The organism is Amycolatopsis mediterranei (assembly GCF_026017845.1).
Classification (GTDB): domain Bacteria; phylum Actinomycetota; class Actinomycetes; order Mycobacteriales; family Pseudonocardiaceae; genus Amycolatopsis; species Amycolatopsis mediterranei.
The window spans coordinates 3,968,551-3,982,773 of record NZ_CP100416.1; the positions used below are offsets into that span (position 1 = coordinate 3,968,551).

Annotated in this window: 14 protein-coding genes and 2 tRNA genes; 8 read left to right on the forward strand and 8 right to left on the reverse strand. The window is 71.8% G+C overall.

Annotated elements, in window-relative coordinates:
- Positions 1-28: 28 nt before the first annotated feature.
- The gene (locus tag ISP_RS18440) at positions 29-1,492 is read right to left on the reverse strand and encodes a DHA2 family efflux MFS transporter permease subunit (protein WP_013225325.1); all 1,464 of its coding nucleotides are present in this window, start codon (positions 1,490-1,492) and stop codon (positions 29-31) included.
- 167 nt (positions 1,493-1,659) lie between these two features.
- Here ISP_RS18440 and ISP_RS18445 point away from each other — a divergent pair.
- Positions 1,660-1,734, forward strand: a tRNA-Val gene (locus ISP_RS18445).
- 37 nt (positions 1,735-1,771) lie between these two features.
- Positions 1,772-1,843, forward strand: a tRNA-Val gene (locus ISP_RS18450).
- A gap of 172 nt (positions 1,844-2,015) precedes the next feature.
- Here ISP_RS18450 and ISP_RS18455 read toward each other — a convergent pair.
- On the reverse strand, positions 2,016-2,612 hold the full coding sequence (locus ISP_RS18455; RefSeq protein WP_013225326.1) for a TetR/AcrR family transcriptional regulator: 597 nt from the start codon (positions 2,610-2,612) through the stop codon (positions 2,016-2,018).
- Positions 2,613-2,705: 93 nt separating this feature from the next.
- On the opposite strand from ISP_RS18455, the gene ISP_RS18460 reads away from it, so the two are divergent.
- Both ISP_RS18460 and ISP_RS18465 read left to right on the forward strand, forming a co-directional pair.
- A complete protein-coding gene (locus ISP_RS18460; protein WP_013225327.1) occupies positions 2,706-3,464 on the forward strand; it encodes a class I SAM-dependent methyltransferase in 759 nt (252 codons plus the stop codon).
- A 69-nt stretch (positions 3,465-3,533) separates the two neighbouring features.
- The gene (locus tag ISP_RS18465) at positions 3,534-3,788 is read left to right on the forward strand and encodes a DUF4287 domain-containing protein (protein WP_013225328.1); all 255 of its coding nucleotides are present in this window, start codon (positions 3,534-3,536) and stop codon (positions 3,786-3,788) included.
- A 532-nt stretch (positions 3,789-4,320) separates the two neighbouring features.
- On the opposite strand, the gene ISP_RS18470 is transcribed toward ISP_RS18465, so the two are convergent.
- Positions 4,321-5,097 (reverse strand): SDR family oxidoreductase, encoded by a 777-nt coding sequence (locus ISP_RS18470; protein WP_013225329.1) that lies wholly within the window; start codon positions 5,095-5,097, stop codon positions 4,321-4,323.
- Between the two features lie 125 nt (positions 5,098-5,222).
- The gene (locus ISP_RS18475; protein ID WP_013225330.1) at positions 5,223-6,668 is read right to left on the reverse strand and encodes an MFS transporter; all 1,446 of its coding nucleotides are present in this window, start codon (positions 6,666-6,668) and stop codon (positions 5,223-5,225) included.
- A gap of 101 nt (positions 6,669-6,769) precedes the next feature.
- Between ISP_RS18475 and ISP_RS18480 the strand changes: the two genes are divergently transcribed.
- Positions 6,770-7,975 carry a cytochrome P450 gene (locus tag ISP_RS18480; RefSeq protein WP_013225331.1) on the forward strand — a complete coding sequence of 402 codons (1,206 nt, stop codon included), beginning with the start codon at positions 6,770-6,772 and terminating at the stop codon, positions 7,973-7,975.
- 1 nt (position 7,976) lies between these two features.
- On the opposite strand, the gene lexA is transcribed toward ISP_RS18480, so the two are convergent.
- Positions 7,977-8,630: a transcriptional repressor LexA gene (lexA, locus tag ISP_RS18485; protein ID WP_013225332.1), complete on the reverse strand. Its 654-nt coding sequence runs from the start codon at positions 8,628-8,630 to the stop codon at positions 7,977-7,979.
- Positions 8,631-8,903: 273 nt separating this feature from the next.
- On the opposite strand from lexA, the gene ISP_RS18490 reads away from it, so the two are divergent.
- From ISP_RS18490 to ISP_RS18500, 3 genes are all read left to right on the forward strand, one after another.
- The gene (locus ISP_RS18490) at positions 8,904-9,416 is read left to right on the forward strand and encodes a lytic polysaccharide monooxygenase auxiliary activity family 9 protein (protein WP_013225333.1); all 513 of its coding nucleotides are present in this window, start codon (positions 8,904-8,906) and stop codon (positions 9,414-9,416) included.
- A gap of 107 nt (positions 9,417-9,523) precedes the next feature.
- On the forward strand, positions 9,524-10,378 hold the full coding sequence (locus ISP_RS18495) for an MmyB family transcriptional regulator (protein ID WP_013225334.1): 855 nt from the start codon (positions 9,524-9,526) through the stop codon (positions 10,376-10,378).
- A 60-nt stretch (positions 10,379-10,438) separates the two neighbouring features.
- A complete protein-coding gene (locus ISP_RS18500) occupies positions 10,439-11,368 on the forward strand; it encodes an NADP-dependent oxidoreductase (protein WP_013225335.1) in 930 nt (309 codons plus the stop codon).
- Positions 11,369-11,373: 5 nt separating this feature from the next.
- Here ISP_RS18500 and ISP_RS18505 read toward each other — a convergent pair whose 3' ends face one another.
- The 3 genes from ISP_RS18505 to ISP_RS18515 form a co-directional block, all read right to left on the reverse strand.
- Positions 11,374-13,017: a beta-1,3-glucanase family protein gene (locus ISP_RS18505; RefSeq protein ID WP_013225336.1), complete on the reverse strand. Its 1,644-nt coding sequence runs from the start codon at positions 13,015-13,017 to the stop codon at positions 11,374-11,376.
- A gap of 202 nt (positions 13,018-13,219) precedes the next feature.
- A complete protein-coding gene (locus ISP_RS18510) occupies positions 13,220-13,672 on the reverse strand; it encodes a hypothetical protein (RefSeq protein ID WP_013225337.1) in 453 nt (150 codons plus the stop codon).
- A 71-nt stretch (positions 13,673-13,743) separates the two neighbouring features.
- Positions 13,744-14,223, reverse strand: a complete 480-nt coding sequence (locus tag ISP_RS18515; RefSeq protein WP_013225338.1) for an SRPBCC family protein — start codon at positions 14,221-14,223, stop codon at positions 13,744-13,746.

A 14,223-nucleotide genomic window follows, 5' to 3' on the forward strand; every position in this document is an offset into this window, starting at 1 on the left:
CTTCGCCGAGCGGAAGCGGGACCTTCCGTTAGTGCTCCGAAGTGGACACAGTGGACACAGTGGACGCGGTGGACGGCCCGCGCCGGATCAGCCAGCTGCCCGCGAAGGCGACCAGCCCGACGACTCCGGCGACGATGAACGCCGCCCGCAGGCCCGAGGCGTCCGGGCCGGCCACCGCCGTGTCGTGGCTGCCGAGCGTCGCCACGCTGACGAACATCGCCGTGCCGAGTGCGCCCGCCACCTGTTGCAGCGTCGAGAGGATCGCGCTGCCGTGCGAGTACAGGTGTTCGGGCAGCACGCCGAGCGACTCGGTGAACAGCGGCGTCATCATCAGCCCGAGCCCGGCCATCATCAGCACGTGGATCCCGATCACCGCGATCAGCGGCGAATCCGGCCCCAGCACCGCGAACAGCCACAGCGAAGCGGCCATCGCCGCCGCGCCCGGGATGACGAGCGGGCGCCCGCCGACCTTGTCGAACAGCGCGCCGACCGGGCGGCCCAGCAGCCCCAGCACGAGCCCGCCGGGCAGCACGGCCAGCCCGCTGACGAAGGTGGTCGTGTGCAGCACCGTCTGCAGGTAGAGCGGCAGCAGGATCGCCGCGGCGCCGATCAGGCACACGAACAGCAACGCGGTCAGCACCAGCGCGACGACGAAGCTGCGGTGGGTGAACGGCCGCAGGTCCAGCAGGGCGCGGTCCCGGCGCTGCAGCCGCAGCTGCCGCCAGGTGAACACCCCCAGCGAGGCGACCCCGACGACGATCGGCACCCAGCCCGGCACGGCGGGCTCGGCCCCGGCCTGCTCCCCGCTCGACGACAAGCCGTACAGCACTCCGCCGAACCCGATCGCGGACAGCAGCACCGACGGTACGTCCAGCGGCACCTGACGGCGTTCACTGTCGAGACGCAGCAGCAGCGCACCGGCCACCAGCGCGGCGACCGCCAGCGGCAGCACGATCCAGAACATCCAGCGCCAGCCCAGCGACGACAGCACCGCACCGCCGATCGTCGGCCCGATCGCCGGCGCGACCGCGATGACGATCGTGATCGTGCCCATCGTCGCGCCGCGCCGCTCCGGCGGCACCAGCCGCATCACCGTCGTCATCAGCAGCGGCAGCATCACCGCCGTGCCGCACGCCTGCACCACGCGCCCGGCCATCAGCAGGCCGAACCCGGGCGCGAGCGCGCTGAGCAGCGTGCCCAGGCTGAAGGCCGACAGCGAGAACAGGAACACCTGCCGCGGCGAGAACCGTTCCAGCAGGAACCCGGTCGTGGGGATGACCACCGCCATGGTCAGCAGGAACCCGCTGGTCAGCCACTGCACGGTGGTCGTCGGCACGTGCAGGTCGACGGTCAGATCGCGCAGCGCGACGCTCAGGATCGTCTCGTTGAGGATCATCACGAACGCGGAAAGCACGAGAACCCCGATGAGGAGTCCCGAGCGCGCCGGGGGGCGGTTCACGTCGGCGGGCGGGGTGGACACGGTTTCGGTCATCGGGGTGGGACTCTCCTGGTCGGCCGGGACGGCCGTGCCGAAGACGGACGTCCTTCGCAGTGTGCCCGTTTCGGACCTCTCCTGTCAGGCGGTTTTCGGTACACCGGACCCCCCGCACGCCCGCGCGAGGCGTCCGATATGCTTTTGTCAACACGGAGTTCCGCAGCGCGCGATTAGCTCAGCGGGAGAGCGCTTCCCTGACACGGAAGAGGTCACTGGTTCAATCCCAGTATCGCGCACCACGAGTCCACCCCCGGATCTCGTGGAAGTTCGTAGGACGGGCGATTAGCTCAGGGGGAGAGCGCTTCGTTCACACCGAAGAGGTCACTGGTTCGATCCCAGTATCGCCCACGAGATTCGCTGGAAGAGCCCTGCTTGCGGAATGCGCAAGCGGGGCTCTTCTCGTTGTGTCCTGTGGGGGGCCGAGCCCCCACACCCCCGCCGGGGACACGCCCCCGGACCCCCGTGGGTGGTTGCGCTGCGTTGTGGGCTGCGGCTTTTGCTCCACATCGGACCGTTCGGATCACAGCAGGCGGCGTTGGAGCACGTCGGCCATGACGGTGTGCACCATTTTCTCCAGTTCTTCGGTGTCGGGGAGAGTTCCCCGGCAGCGGCCCGCGAAAAGCAGGTGGGCCGCGCCGATCAGGGACAGGGACAGGGAATCCACCGTGGCGTCCGCGGCGATGCGGCCCTGTTCGCGCTCGGCGGACAGGTAGCTCTTCAGCATGTCGCGGGCCTCCGCCAGGATCGGGAGACCGGTTCGGTTGCGGAGGCGGGTGCGGAGCTCGTCGCGGAAGAAGATCAGGCTCGTCAGGGCGACGGTGACCGGGTCGAACAGTTCCGTCAGGGCGTCGATGAGGTTTTCCGCGACCGTTCGGGTGCCCGCCGCCGCTCGCAGGAGTGCCGCCTGGTCCGCCAGGCGGGCGAGGCGGTCGCGCACGAGTTCGGCCAGGAAGTCGTCGAAGTCGGCGAAGTAGCGGTGCAGGACACCCTTCGCGACGTCGGCCTCCGTCGTCACCGCCCGGCTGGTCAGCGCGTTCGGGCCGTCGCGGAGCAGGACCCGCTCGGCCGCGTCGAACAGCTGCTTGCGCACATCGCGCAGGTGGACCCCGGTCGGCATGCCCCCATTCTCCGGCACGCCCGCCGGTTGCCCTAGTGGGCGATTGCCCATTAAAGTGGGCGCATGCCCACTCAACCTCATGAAGCCCGTGCGATGGCGGAATCCTTCGGCACGGACACCGAACGCTACGACCGAGCGCGGCCGGAGTACCCGCGCGAGCTGGTGGACCGGATCGTCGACGCGAGTCCAGGGCTCGACGTCCTGGACGTCGGCTGCGGAACCGGAATCGAGGCCCGCCAGTTCCGGGAGGCGGGCTGCCGGGTACTCGGCATCGACCCGGACGCACGAATGGCCGCCTTCGCGCGCCGAGGCGGGCTCGACGTCGAGGTGGCGAAGTTCGAGGATTGGGCACCGGCCGAGCGGACCTTCGACGCGGTGATCGCCGGCCAGTCTTGGCATTGGGTGAGCCCGGCAGAGGGGCCGCCCAAGGCGGCGCGGGTCCTCCGGCCCGGCGGCCTGCTGGCGGTGTTCGCCCACGTGTTCCAGCCGCCGGACAAGGTGGCGGCGGCCTTCGCGACGGCGTGCCGCCGCGTACTGCCGGACGCCCCGTTCGCGGCCGAGTCCCGGCCGGCGGCGGAGATCTACGACGTGATGTTCACCGGCTTCGCCGACGCGATCGCGCGGGCGGACGGCCTGGGCGAACCGGACCGCTGGCGCTTCGAGTGGGAGCGGAGGTACACGCGCGAAGAGTGGCTCGACTTCTTGCCGACGACGGGCGGCTTGACGAGGCTGCTGCCGGACGCGCTGGCGGAGGTGCTGTCCGAGGTGGACACGGCCATCGACGAGCTCGGCGGCAGCTTCGTGCTGCCGTACACAACCTTGGCGGTGGTCGCACACCGCCTTGACAAATAAAGTTGTCGGTGAGAGGTTGGGGACAGGCGGGGAAACCTCGACTTCATCCGGCTCGACTGGGGAGCAACCATGTCTTTTCAGGCTTACCTCGACAACGCGGAGAAGCAGACGGGCATCACCCCGCGCGCCTTCCTCGACCTGGCGGCGGCCAAGAACCTCACCAAGCCGGGCGAGATCATCGCCTGGTTGAAGGAGGAGCACACCCTCGGCCACGGCCACGCAACGGCGATCGCCAGGCTGATCACCAAGGGCCCGGAGTTCATCGCGGAGCACCACACCGGAGGAGCAGCCCTCCACCTGGACGGCTTGGCCGCCCGCCCCTGACGGCTCGCCCCTGACCGCTCCCCGTGCCGCCCCGCCCCAGGCCGGCCCACCCCTGGGCCGGCCCAACCCAGCCCCACCTTGGCCGGGTTCGCCCCTGGCCCGGCACGCCTCGACTCACCCCCGGCCCGCTTTCCCACCCCGCCCCGGCCGGCCAGGCTCCGGCCCGCCCGCGGACCCGCCCCGCCTCAACCGACCCCCGGCCAGCTCGACGAGCACACCCCCCTGCCGACCCGAGACCCAGCGGCAGCCGCGGCGGGCACGCCGGGACACGGCACGCTTTCCCGCCTTGACGCGGCGTGCCGGCCGTTGAACAATCCGGCGTTTGGCTCGGCGGAAGCAGAATCCCGCAAGATGCCTTCCGGCCCACGCGAGAAGCCCGGCCAATCACGCGAGATGCCTTGCCAATCACGGGAGATGCCTCGCGGGTCACGCGAGATGCACCGCCAGTCACGCGGCGGGAAGCTGGATCTCGCGTGACTGAGGACGGATCTCGCGTGATGGGAAGGGCATCTCGCGTGATTAGAGGGGCAACTCAGTGCACGTCACCGGCAGAGGGCCCACCCGCGATCGGCCCGAGAAAAGTCCCCCCGGACACATCCACCGTGAGCCCCGTGACCCACCGCCCACCCGGCCCAGCCAAAAACCCCACCACCTCGGCAACATCCTCCGGCTCACCGATCCGCCCGAGAGCAGTCATCGCCACAAGCCCCGCCGCCGCCTCGGGGATCGCCAGCATCGGCTCCGTCATATCCGTCCGGATCGGCCCCGGCGCCACCGTGTTGACCGTGATCCCCCGATGACCGAGCTCGTTCGCCAGCGTCGGCGCCAACGCCTCCACCGCCGCCTTGCTCACCGTGTAGCCGATCTGCGACGGCACCGCGATCCGGGTCGCCATCGAACCCACCGTCACGATCCGGCCGCCGTCGTTGAGGAGCGGGAGCAGCCGCTGGATCACCAGCATCGGCGTCTTCACGTTCACCGCCAGCAGCCGGTCCAGCTCCTCCTCGCTCAGCTCGCCGATCGAGCTGTGCGAGCTGATTCCCGCGTTGTTGACGAGGATGTCCAAACCGTCGCCGAACGCCGACGCGACCGTCTCGGCCAGCCGGTCGACCGCCCCGGGTTCACCGAACCGCGCCGCTACCGGGAACGCGCGGCCGCCCGCGTTCTCGATCAGGGCGACCGTTTCCTTGGCCGCGACTTCGTTGCCGCCGTGGTGCACCGCGACCACCGCTCCGTCCGCGGCCAGCCGCAGCGCTACCGCACGGCCGATGCCCCGCGAAGCCCCCGTCACCAAAGCGTTCTTCGTCATTTCCGGCTCCCGAAGGTCGGTGCCGGGCCCGTCGTGGCCCGGCGTTGACCCGAAGGTTTCCGCCCGCCGCTGACCGGACGCGCACCACGCGCGTACCGGCCGGCAGGCGGACGGTCAGCGGACGGTCAACGGCCGGCCGCGGCAGCCGGCGCCGGAGCCGCGGGCGCCGGTGAACGCCCCGGCAAGAACGCGGCCACGGCCAGCGCGATCAGTGCCGCCGCCGATCCCATGCTCAGCACCAGCCGGAACCCGTTCTGCGACGGCAGGGTCGCCGGTCCGAACGAAATCGTCAGCCGGGCCAGGATCAGCCCGGCGGTGGCGCTGGAAACCGACGTGCCGATCGAGCGCATCAGCGTGTTGAGGCTGTTGGCGGCCGCGGTTTCCGACACCGGCACGGCACCCATGACCAGCGCCGGCATCGCGCCGTAGGCGAGCCCGATGCCCGCGCCGATGACGCTCGAGATCAGCACCAGGTGCCAGGTCGCGCTCATCAGGACGATCCCGAGCGCGTACCCCGCGGCGACGACCACCGCGCCGAGCATCAGCGTCGTCTTCGGGCCGCGCGTGGCCGAAATGCGCGCGGACACCGGGGCCAGCGCCATCATCACCAGCCCGGACGGCGCCATCACCAGGCCCACCGCCAGCATCGACTTCCCGAGGCCGTACCCGGTGGCCGCCGGCAGCTGCAGCAGCTGCGGCAGCACCAGGGACATCGCGAACATCGCGAAGCCGAACACCGCGGAGGCGATGTTGGTCAGCAGAACCTGGCGCCGCGCGGTCGTGCGCAGGTCCACCAGCGGCTGCGCCGTCCGCAGTTCCCAGCGGCCCCACAGCAGCAGGACGACGACGGCGACCGCGACCAGGCCCAGCGTCGCCGCGCTGCCCCAGCCCCAGTCGGCGCCCTTCGAGATGGCCAGCAGCAGGCACACCAGCGCGATCGACAACCCGGCCGCGCCGGGCACGTCGAACCGGCCGCCGGTCCGGACCGGCGACTCCGGCACGAGCGCGACGACCAGCGCCGTGACGACCACGCCGAGGCCGGCCGCGGTCCAGAAGAGCGCATGCCAGTCGGCGTTTTCGGCCAGCAGTGCCGCCGCCGGCAGGCCCAGCGCGCCGCCGACGCCGAGTGACGCGCTCATCAGCGCCGTGGCGGAGCCGAGCCGTTCGGCGGGCAGCTCGTCGCGCATGATGCTGATCCCGAGCGGGATGACGCCGGCGGCGAGGCCCTGCAGGGTCCGTCCGGCGACCATCGGCACGAGGCTGTCGGACAGCGCACCGATCGCCGAGCCGGCGACCAGGGCGCCGAGGCTGATCAGCAGCATCCGCCGTTTCCCGTACATGTCGCCGAGCCGGCCCATCGTCGGCGTCGCCACGGCGCCCGCGAGCAGGGTGGCGGTGATGGCCCAGGTGGCGTCGGCCGCGGAGGCGTGCAGCAGCCCGGGCAGCGCCGGGATCAGCGGGATGACCAGCGTCTGCATCAGCGAGACGGTGATGCCCGCGAGGGCGAGGACCGCGACGACGAGGTTCGCGCGCGGCGAGGCCTCCCCGGCGGCTCTGGATGGCTCGGACACGTGCGGGTCCTCCAAGGAACGTCAAATTAAATCAGTCGCTTGACTTAGCTTAGCAGTCTTCGGTTGACTGCTCTCGAACCGACGGCCACCGCGGAGGAACGATGACGACTACCGCCGAGATCCCCGAGTTCCCGATGCCCCGGGCCGCGGGCTGCCCGTTCGACCCGCCGCCCGCCGCTCGTGCGCTGCAGGAACAGGCCCCGCTCGCGCGGGTCCGGCTGTGGGACGGCAGCACGCCGTGGCTGGTGACCCGCTACGCCGACCAGCGGGCGCTGCTGGCCGATCCCCGGGTCAGCGCCGACGTCACGCGGCCCGGGTACCCGAGCCCGGCGCCGCTGCCGAAGGGCGGCACCGGCATCGGCTTCATCTTGATGGACAACCCCGAGCACGCGCGGCTGCGCAAGATGGTGACGGCGCCGTTCACGATCCGCCGCGTCGCCGCGATGCGCCCGGCCGTCCAGAAGATCGTCGACGACCTGATCGACGAGTTGCTGGCCGGCCCGAAGCCGGTGGATCTCGTCGAGGCGTTCGCGCTGCCGGTGCCGTCACTGGTGATCTGCGAGCTGCTCGGCGTCCCGTACGCCGACCACGGCTTCTTCCAGGACAACAGCAAGGTCATCATCCGCCGCGACGCCCGGCCCGAGGAGCGGGCCGCCGGGCACCAGGCGCTGATCGGCTACCTCGACCGGCTGGTGGGCGAGAAGCTCGAGCACCCCGCCGACGACGTGCTTTCCGGGCTCGCCACCCGCGTCGCGGCGGGGGAGCTGACCCGGGTCGAAGCGGCGCAGATGGGCGTCCTGCTGCTCATCGCCGGCCACGAGACGACGGCGAACATGATCGCGCTGGGCACCCTCGCCCTGCTGGAGCACCCGGACCAGCTGGCACTGCTGCGCGAAAGCGACGACCCGGCGCTGGTCGCGTCGGCGGTCGAAGAACTGCTGCGCTACCTGAACATCACGCACAACGGGCGCCGCCGCGTCGCGCTGGAGGACATCGAGATCGCCGGGGAGACCGTCCGCGCGGGCGAGGGCCTGATCATGGCCAACGACATCGCCAACCGCGATCCGGAAATCTTCCCCGGCGGCGACCGGCTGGACCTGACCCGCGACGCGCACCGCCACGTGGCCTTCGGCTTCGGCGTCCACCAGTGCCTCGGCCAGCCGCTGGCCCGGCTGGAGCTGCAGGTGGTCTACAGCACGCTGTATCGGCGGATCCCGACGCTGGCGCCGGCCACCGAGATCGGGAAGATCCCGTTCAAGCACGACGGATCGGTGTACGGCGTGTACGAGCTGCCGGTCACCTGGTGAGTCAGACGCTGCGCAGCACCGACACGACCGCGCCCAGGATCACCGCGCGGTCGCCGTCGATGACGTCGTAGGCCGGGTTGCGGGGCTCGAGGTACACGTGGCCGTCGCGGCGGCGGTAGACCTTGACCGTCGCCTCTTCGTCGATCATCGCCGCCACGATCTGGCCCGAGTGGGCCTCGGACTGCTGCTTGACCACCACGATGTCGCCGTCGCAGATGGCGGCGTCGATCATCGAGTCGCCGCGGACGCGCAGGCCGAACACCGTGCCGCGGCCGGTGAGGTCGCGGGGCAGCTTGAGGACGTCGTCGGTGTGCTCGATCGCCGAGATCGGGGTGCCGGCCGCGATGTCGCCGACCACGGGCACCGGCACCGAGTCGCCGTCCTCGGCGGCCGCCGGACCGTTCAGGAACGCGCGCACGTCGATCGGGCGCGACACCGTGGCGCCGCGGCGCAGGAACCCCTTGTCTTCGAGGCTGGCCAGGTGCTTCGACACCGAAGACGGCGACTGCAGGCCGACGGCCTCGCCGAGCTCGCGGGTGCTGGGGGAGTAGCCGTACCGGACCACCCAGTCCCGGATCGCGACCAGGATCCGCTGCTGCCGCTCCGGCAGGGCCGAGGGGTCGAGGTGCTCGAACGTGTCGTCGTAGGTGGTCACCGGCGTGATCCTAGAGGCACGCGCCCCGCGCCTCGCCGCCGGTCCGGCCGGTGTGGTCCCACTCAACGGAACAGCGGGTGACAGTTGGCGCCTTACCAACATCAACCGGGACTTTGCCAGCCGTTGACCTGGATAACGAATCGCCGTATGGTCTAGACCACAATTTTCCTTCGCTCATCACCCTTCCGTCGCGGCGGACCTCCCGGTGAGGCCGGTGCCGTGGCCTCACCGTGCCCGGCGGCGGGAGGCGAGCCTGTCCCCGAAGGAGCTGGTATGAACCGCAAACTGGTCGCGGCCGCGGTGGGCGCCCTCCTGGCGCCGGTGCTGGTGGTGCTCAACCCCGCCGGGATCGCGAGCGCGCACGGCTACGTCAGCTCGCCGGCCAGCCGGCAGGCGCAGTGCGCCCAGCACGTCGTGTCGTGCGGGGAGATCCAGTACGAACCCCAGAGCGTCGAGGGGCCGAAGGGCCTGCGGTCCTGCAGCGGCGGCGTGTCCCGGTTCGCCGAGCTCGACGACAACGGCAAGGGCTGGCGCGCCGCGAAGGTCGGCCGCACGGTGACCTTCACCTGGACCTTCACCGCCCGCCACCGCACGTCGAACTACCAGTACTTCATCGGCAGCCAGAAGATCGCGGAGGTGAGCGGCAACGACCAGCAGCCGCCGGCGACGGTCGCGCACCAGGTGAACCTGGGCAGCCACACGGGCCGCCAGACGGTCCTGGCGGTGTGGAACATCGCCGACACGGCGAACGCGTTCTACGCCTGCATCGACCTGCAGGTGAGCTGACCCGGCGTCCACTGTGGCCGGAGGGGCCGGTCACCTCCTCGGTGACCCGGTCCGTCCGGCCTGCTGTTTGGCGACGAACCGCTTGCGCCGCTGGTACACCTGGTGGCATGGCTTTGTCCGATCTCGGCGCCGCGGTGCGCCGGCTGCGCGAAAACACCGACCCGGCCGTGGCCGGGCTGCCGGGCGGGCGGCGGCGGACCCGCGGGTTGCGGCGAGAGGAGCTCGCCGAGCTGGCCGGGGTGTCCGCGGACTACGTGCGGCGGCTGGAGCAGGGGCGCCGCCACCCGTCGGCCGGGGTGGTGACCGCCATCGCCGGGGCGTTGCGGCTCGGGCGGGCGGACTACGAACGGCTCTGCGCCCTGGCCGGGTACGCCGCGGTGGAGGGGCAGGTGCCGCGCGAGGCGGGGCCGGCGGCGCTGCGGCTGCTGGAACGCTTCGGCGGCACCCCCGCGTTCCTGGCCGACGCGGCGTGGAACGTCGTCGCCGTCAACGGCGCGTGGTTCGCGCTGCAGGCCGGCGGCCCGACCGGGCACGACCGGGACTGGAACGTCGCCTGGCGCACGTTCCGCAACGCACCCCGCGGGATCAGCCGGACCGACGAGCGCTCGGCCGGCTTCCGGGCGATGCTCGCCGCCCGGCTGCGGGACACCTCCCTGCGCTACCCCGCGGACACCTCGCTCGCCGAGCTCGTCGACGAACTCCGGACCACGAGCCGGTCGTTCGACACCTTGTGGCGAGTCCCGGAACCGGTGACCGCGTACGAGAACCGCGCGGTGTTCCGGCACCCGGACGGTGCGGACATCACGCTCGACGGCAACCTCCTGGACGTGCCGGGGGACGACCTGATGGCGGTGGTCCTCACCGCGGCACCGGCTTCGGCCGACGCGGCCCGGCTCGGCGAGCTCGTCGGCGCCGCCGGGCCGCCGTCCGTCGTCAGGGTGGGCCAGGCCGGCCCAGGCTGATCCGGCCCGCGGCCGCGATCCTGGGGGCGAAGTGGATCACGGACGAAAGCGAGCAGCTCGATGAAGGCAGTGCGGTTCCACGAGTACGGCGATCCCGGTGTCCTGCGTTACGAGGACGTGGACCGGCCCGTCCCCGGAGCCGGGCAGGTCCGGATCCGGGTCGCCGCGACGTCGTTCAACTCCGTCGACGGCAACATCCGCGGCGGCTTCATGCAGGGGCCGATCCCGGTGGTGCTGCCGCACACGCCGGGCATCGACGTCGCCGGCACGGTCGACGCGCTGGGCGAGGGACTGGACGGTCTCGCGGTCGGTGCCGAGATCGTCGGTTTCCTGCCGATGGACAAGCCCGGCGCCGCCGCCGAGTACGTCCTCGCCCCCGTCGAGATCCTCGCGGCGGCGCCGAAGAGCGTCCCGCTGGCCGAAGCCGCTGCGCTGCCGCTGGTGGGGCTGACGGCGTACCAGGCGCTGTTCGACCACGGCAAGCTGGCGGCGGGGCAGCGGGTGTTGATCAACGGGGCGGGTGGTGCGGTGGGTGGCTACGCCGTGCAGCTGGCCAAGAACGCCGGTGCTCACGTGATCGCCACGGCGAGCCCGCGCAGCGCTGAGGCGGTCAAGGCGGCCGATGAGGTCATCGACCACACGACTACCGACGTGACCGCGGCGGTGAGGGAGCCGGTCGATGTGGCGCTCAACCTCGCCCCGGTCGCGCCGGAGCAGCTGGCGGCGCTGGTCACCCTGGTCCGGCCGGGCGGTGTCGTGGTCAACACGACCGTGTGGATGCCCGCACCCTCCGACGAGGAACGCGGCGTGCGGGGCATCGACCTGTTCGTCCGCAGCGACGCCGACCAGCTGGCGACGCTGGTGGCGCTGGTCGACCGTGGTGAGCTGCGGGTCGAGGTCGCCGAGCGGGTGCCGCTGGCCGAGCTGGGCGCCCTGCACGCGCGCGCCGCCGAGGGCGGCGTGCACGGCAAGGTCGTCGTCCTTCCTTGATCGGCCTAGCGGGTGAAGGTGAACCAGTTGACGTTGACGAAGTCCGCCGAGCTCCCGGAGAACGTCAGGTAGAGGTCGTGCACGCCGGTGGCCGGGCCGACGATGTTGGCCGGCACCGTCTGCCACTGCTGCCAGCCGCCGTTGTTCGCGAAGTCGATCTCGGCGATCACCGGGCCCGTCACGCTGTCCAGGCAGGTCCGGATCGCGCCGCTGACCCCGGCGGCCGCGCCGGAGGCGAGGCGGGCGACGAACTGGTTCGGCGAGCTCGCCCCGAAGTCGACGCGGGCGTACTTCAGCCAGTCGCCGTCCGCGAGCCAGCCGACGTCCACCCCGCCGCCGGTGTCGCCGCACGACTCGTTCTGCGTGCCGTTCTGGGCGTTGTAGGCCTCCGCCTGGATGGTGGAGTACGCGCTGGTGCCGCCGGAGCCGGGCGGGGTCGTGCCGCCGCCCGCGCCCGGTCCGAGCGCGACCGTCCAGGACGTCGGGGCCGGGTCCTGGAGGTGGCCGTCGACGGGCTGGGCGCCGGTCGGGCCGACGTCGTCGTACGGGAAGGCGTAGCCGATCGAGGCGTACTGGTGCACCAGGCGCGCGTAGTGGTTGGTGGTGGCGTCCCGGTAGTACTGCGAAGGGGCGACGCCGTCGGGCTGGTTGTTCCCGCCGGCGACCAGCAGGCTGCTGCGGTTGAGCGCGGCGGCCAGCCGGGCGGCGACCGCGCCCCGGGCGTCGCTGCCGGAGTTGTACAGCGGCCCGCTCGCGCAGCCGAAGATGTCCACCGCGCTCGGCTTGGTGAACGGCACGCCGTTGGTGTTCAGGCCGGCGAACACGATCGCGTCGCCGCTGACCGTGCCCGTGTAGGAGCCGATGCCGCCCTGCCCGTTGATCGTCAGCGGGGTCGTGCGGTAGTGGTCCCAGACGGCGTTGAGGTAGTTCGTCCAGTAGCCGCCGAAGTCGACGGGAGAGTGGCCGGGCGCCAGCACCCGCACCACCTTGCCGGCCGAGTCGGTGACGACCAGCCGGTCCCAGGGCGCCCCGTCGGTGTTGTGTTGCGCGCGCAGCCCGTCCGCGATGCTCCCGAGGGCGCCGTCCGGCAGCGGGCTGACCGATTGCGCACCCGCCGCGCCGGTGGTGGCCATCGACACCGGCAGCGCGACCATGTCGACGTAGCTGATGTTCGCGTAGAGGTTCGCGCTGTTGTAGGTGAACTCGCAGAACGTCCAGTTCGTCTGCCAGTTCGGGTCCGAGCTGGTGAAGCCGGGCTGCACCAGGCCGGGCCCGGGGTTGACGAAGAACTGGATCTTCTTGTCGACCGAGAACCACACCCGGCCGCCGATGAGGTAGTCGGTCAGCGTCACCGTGAGCTGGGAGCCCGAGCCGCCGAGCGGGATGGCGTAGTCCGGGACCGGCGTCACCGGCGAGGACGGGTTGGGCAGCGCCTGGAACCGGCCGTCGGCGGTGACGAAGCCGGGGCGGCCCGCGGTGTCCGAGCCGCTGATGTAGGCGTAGACGGTGCCGCCGCCCGAATTGTTCTTCAGCGTCAACGGCAAGGCCGTGGCGGCTCGCGCGCGGGGCGTGGTGACGGCGGACCACAGCGGCGTGCTCGCCGCGGCGGCGACCAGACCGGCGGTGACGAAGGTACGCCTCGACAGCATGGCACCTCCTCGGAAGGGGCGGCTTTCGCGAGGCCGACCGGCCCGCGTCCACCGGAAACGGTGACCGGACGGTAGGTACGCGGCCCGGCGGGGTCAAGGTCCGGCGGACCGGGTCGGGTACTGACGGCCCCCGACGGTGCCCTTTCGTTGCCCGGACCAGTACTCGCGGTGGTCCGGTCGCCGTCCTTTGTGGACGATCGGATCAGCGTACTGGCGGCGTGGGGAGCCCGGCGGCGGTCAGCGCGGCCCAGAGCGGCCGCGCGTCGACCCGCTCGGTTCCGAGTCCTCGGACGAACTGGCAGCCGTACGCGGCGGCGGTGAGGGTCGTCGTCCGGCCCGCGGTGTCGACGAACCGGAGCCGGTAGCTCGGCCCCAGCTCGGCGGTGCAGACCACGTCCGGCGGCGGTTCCGGCAGGCCGCACACGGCGGCGGCGACCTTCTTGATCGCGGCCGCGTCGGTGCTGCGGTTTTCCCCGCGCGTGCCTTCCGCCGCGGCGGGCAACGGCGGGTACAGCGGCCCGCTGTCGACGAGTTCGCGGGGTTCGTAGGAGGCCGAGCACAACGCGTCCGCCGACCCGGGCCGGGCGTTGTTGCCGCAGGCCACGGCACTCAGGACGAGGAGGAGCGCGCCTGGGACAGCGGATCGCCTGCGCATGGGTTGGCCTCCTTCGCGCCGTTGCTTCCCGGACGGAACGAGGAGGCCACCGGGTTGCACGGAACCGGCGGCTAGGGGCGGACTCCCTCGGCGAGGATGACGTCGGCGAGGTTGTCCATCGCCCGGGTCATGTCGGCGCGCAACCCGGCCGCGACGATGCGGTGGACGAGCGGGCCGAGCGGCCCCAGGCCGAGGCGGTACCGGACGGCGTACGTCATCAGCGTGCTTTCCGATCCGTCGCCGCGGGTGAGCGGCTCGAACTCGAACACGTTGGTCAGGTCCTGCAGCGGGGCAAAGCCGACGCCGGTGTCGACCCGGCGGGTGAGCGCCTCGATTTCGCGGACCGTCCAGGTGGACCGGGTGGTCAGCGGGCCGAGCGACTTGTTGCGCTCGCGGTAGGTGCGGCCGATTTCCGCGGTGCCGTGGTGGTCGGTCACCGCCAGGACGGTCGGGACCCACTCGGCGTAGCGGTGGGTCGCGGAGATCACCTCCCACACGCGCCGGACCGGGTGCGGGATGATCGCCTGCTCGGAAACGGTGTAGTCGCGCAC

What these genes read in the sequence shown, in the direction of transcription:
- ISP_RS18495 (WP_013225334.1), top strand. Translation starts at nt 9,524, where the DNA reads ATGGCTTTGTCCGATCTCGGCGCCGCGGTGCGCCGGCTGCGCGAAAAC.
- ISP_RS18470 (WP_013225329.1), bottom strand. Translation starts at nt 5,097, where the DNA reads ATGACGAAGAACGCTTTGGTGACGGGGGCTTCGCGGGGCATCGGCCGT.
- ISP_RS18480 (WP_013225331.1), top strand. Translation starts at nt 6,770, where the DNA reads ATGACGACTACCGCCGAGATCCCCGAGTTCCCGATGCCCCGGGCCGCG.
- ISP_RS18500 (WP_013225335.1), top strand. Translation starts at nt 10,439, where the DNA reads ATGAAGGCAGTGCGGTTCCACGAGTACGGCGATCCCGGTGTCCTGCGT.
- ISP_RS18465 (WP_013225328.1), top strand. Translation starts at nt 3,534, where the DNA reads ATGTCTTTTCAGGCTTACCTCGACAACGCGGAGAAGCAGACGGGCATC.
- ISP_RS18510 (WP_013225337.1), bottom strand. Translation starts at nt 13,672, where the DNA reads ATGCGCAGGCGATCCGCTGTCCCAGGCGCGCTCCTCCTCGTCCTGAGT.
- ISP_RS18460 (WP_013225327.1), top strand. Translation starts at nt 2,706, where the DNA reads ATGGCGGAATCCTTCGGCACGGACACCGAACGCTACGACCGAGCGCGG.
- ISP_RS18490 (WP_013225333.1), top strand. Translation starts at nt 8,904, where the DNA reads ATGAACCGCAAACTGGTCGCGGCCGCGGTGGGCGCCCTCCTGGCGCCG.
- ISP_RS18505 (WP_013225336.1), bottom strand. Translation starts at nt 13,017, where the DNA reads ATGCTGTCGAGGCGTACCTTCGTCACCGCCGGTCTGGTCGCCGCCGCG.
- ISP_RS18440 (WP_013225325.1), bottom strand. Translation starts at nt 1,492, where the DNA reads ATGACCGAAACCGTGTCCACCCCGCCCGCCGACGTGAACCGCCCCCCG.
- ISP_RS18455 (WP_013225326.1), bottom strand. Translation starts at nt 2,612, where the DNA reads ATGCCGACCGGGGTCCACCTGCGCGATGTGCGCAAGCAGCTGTTCGAC.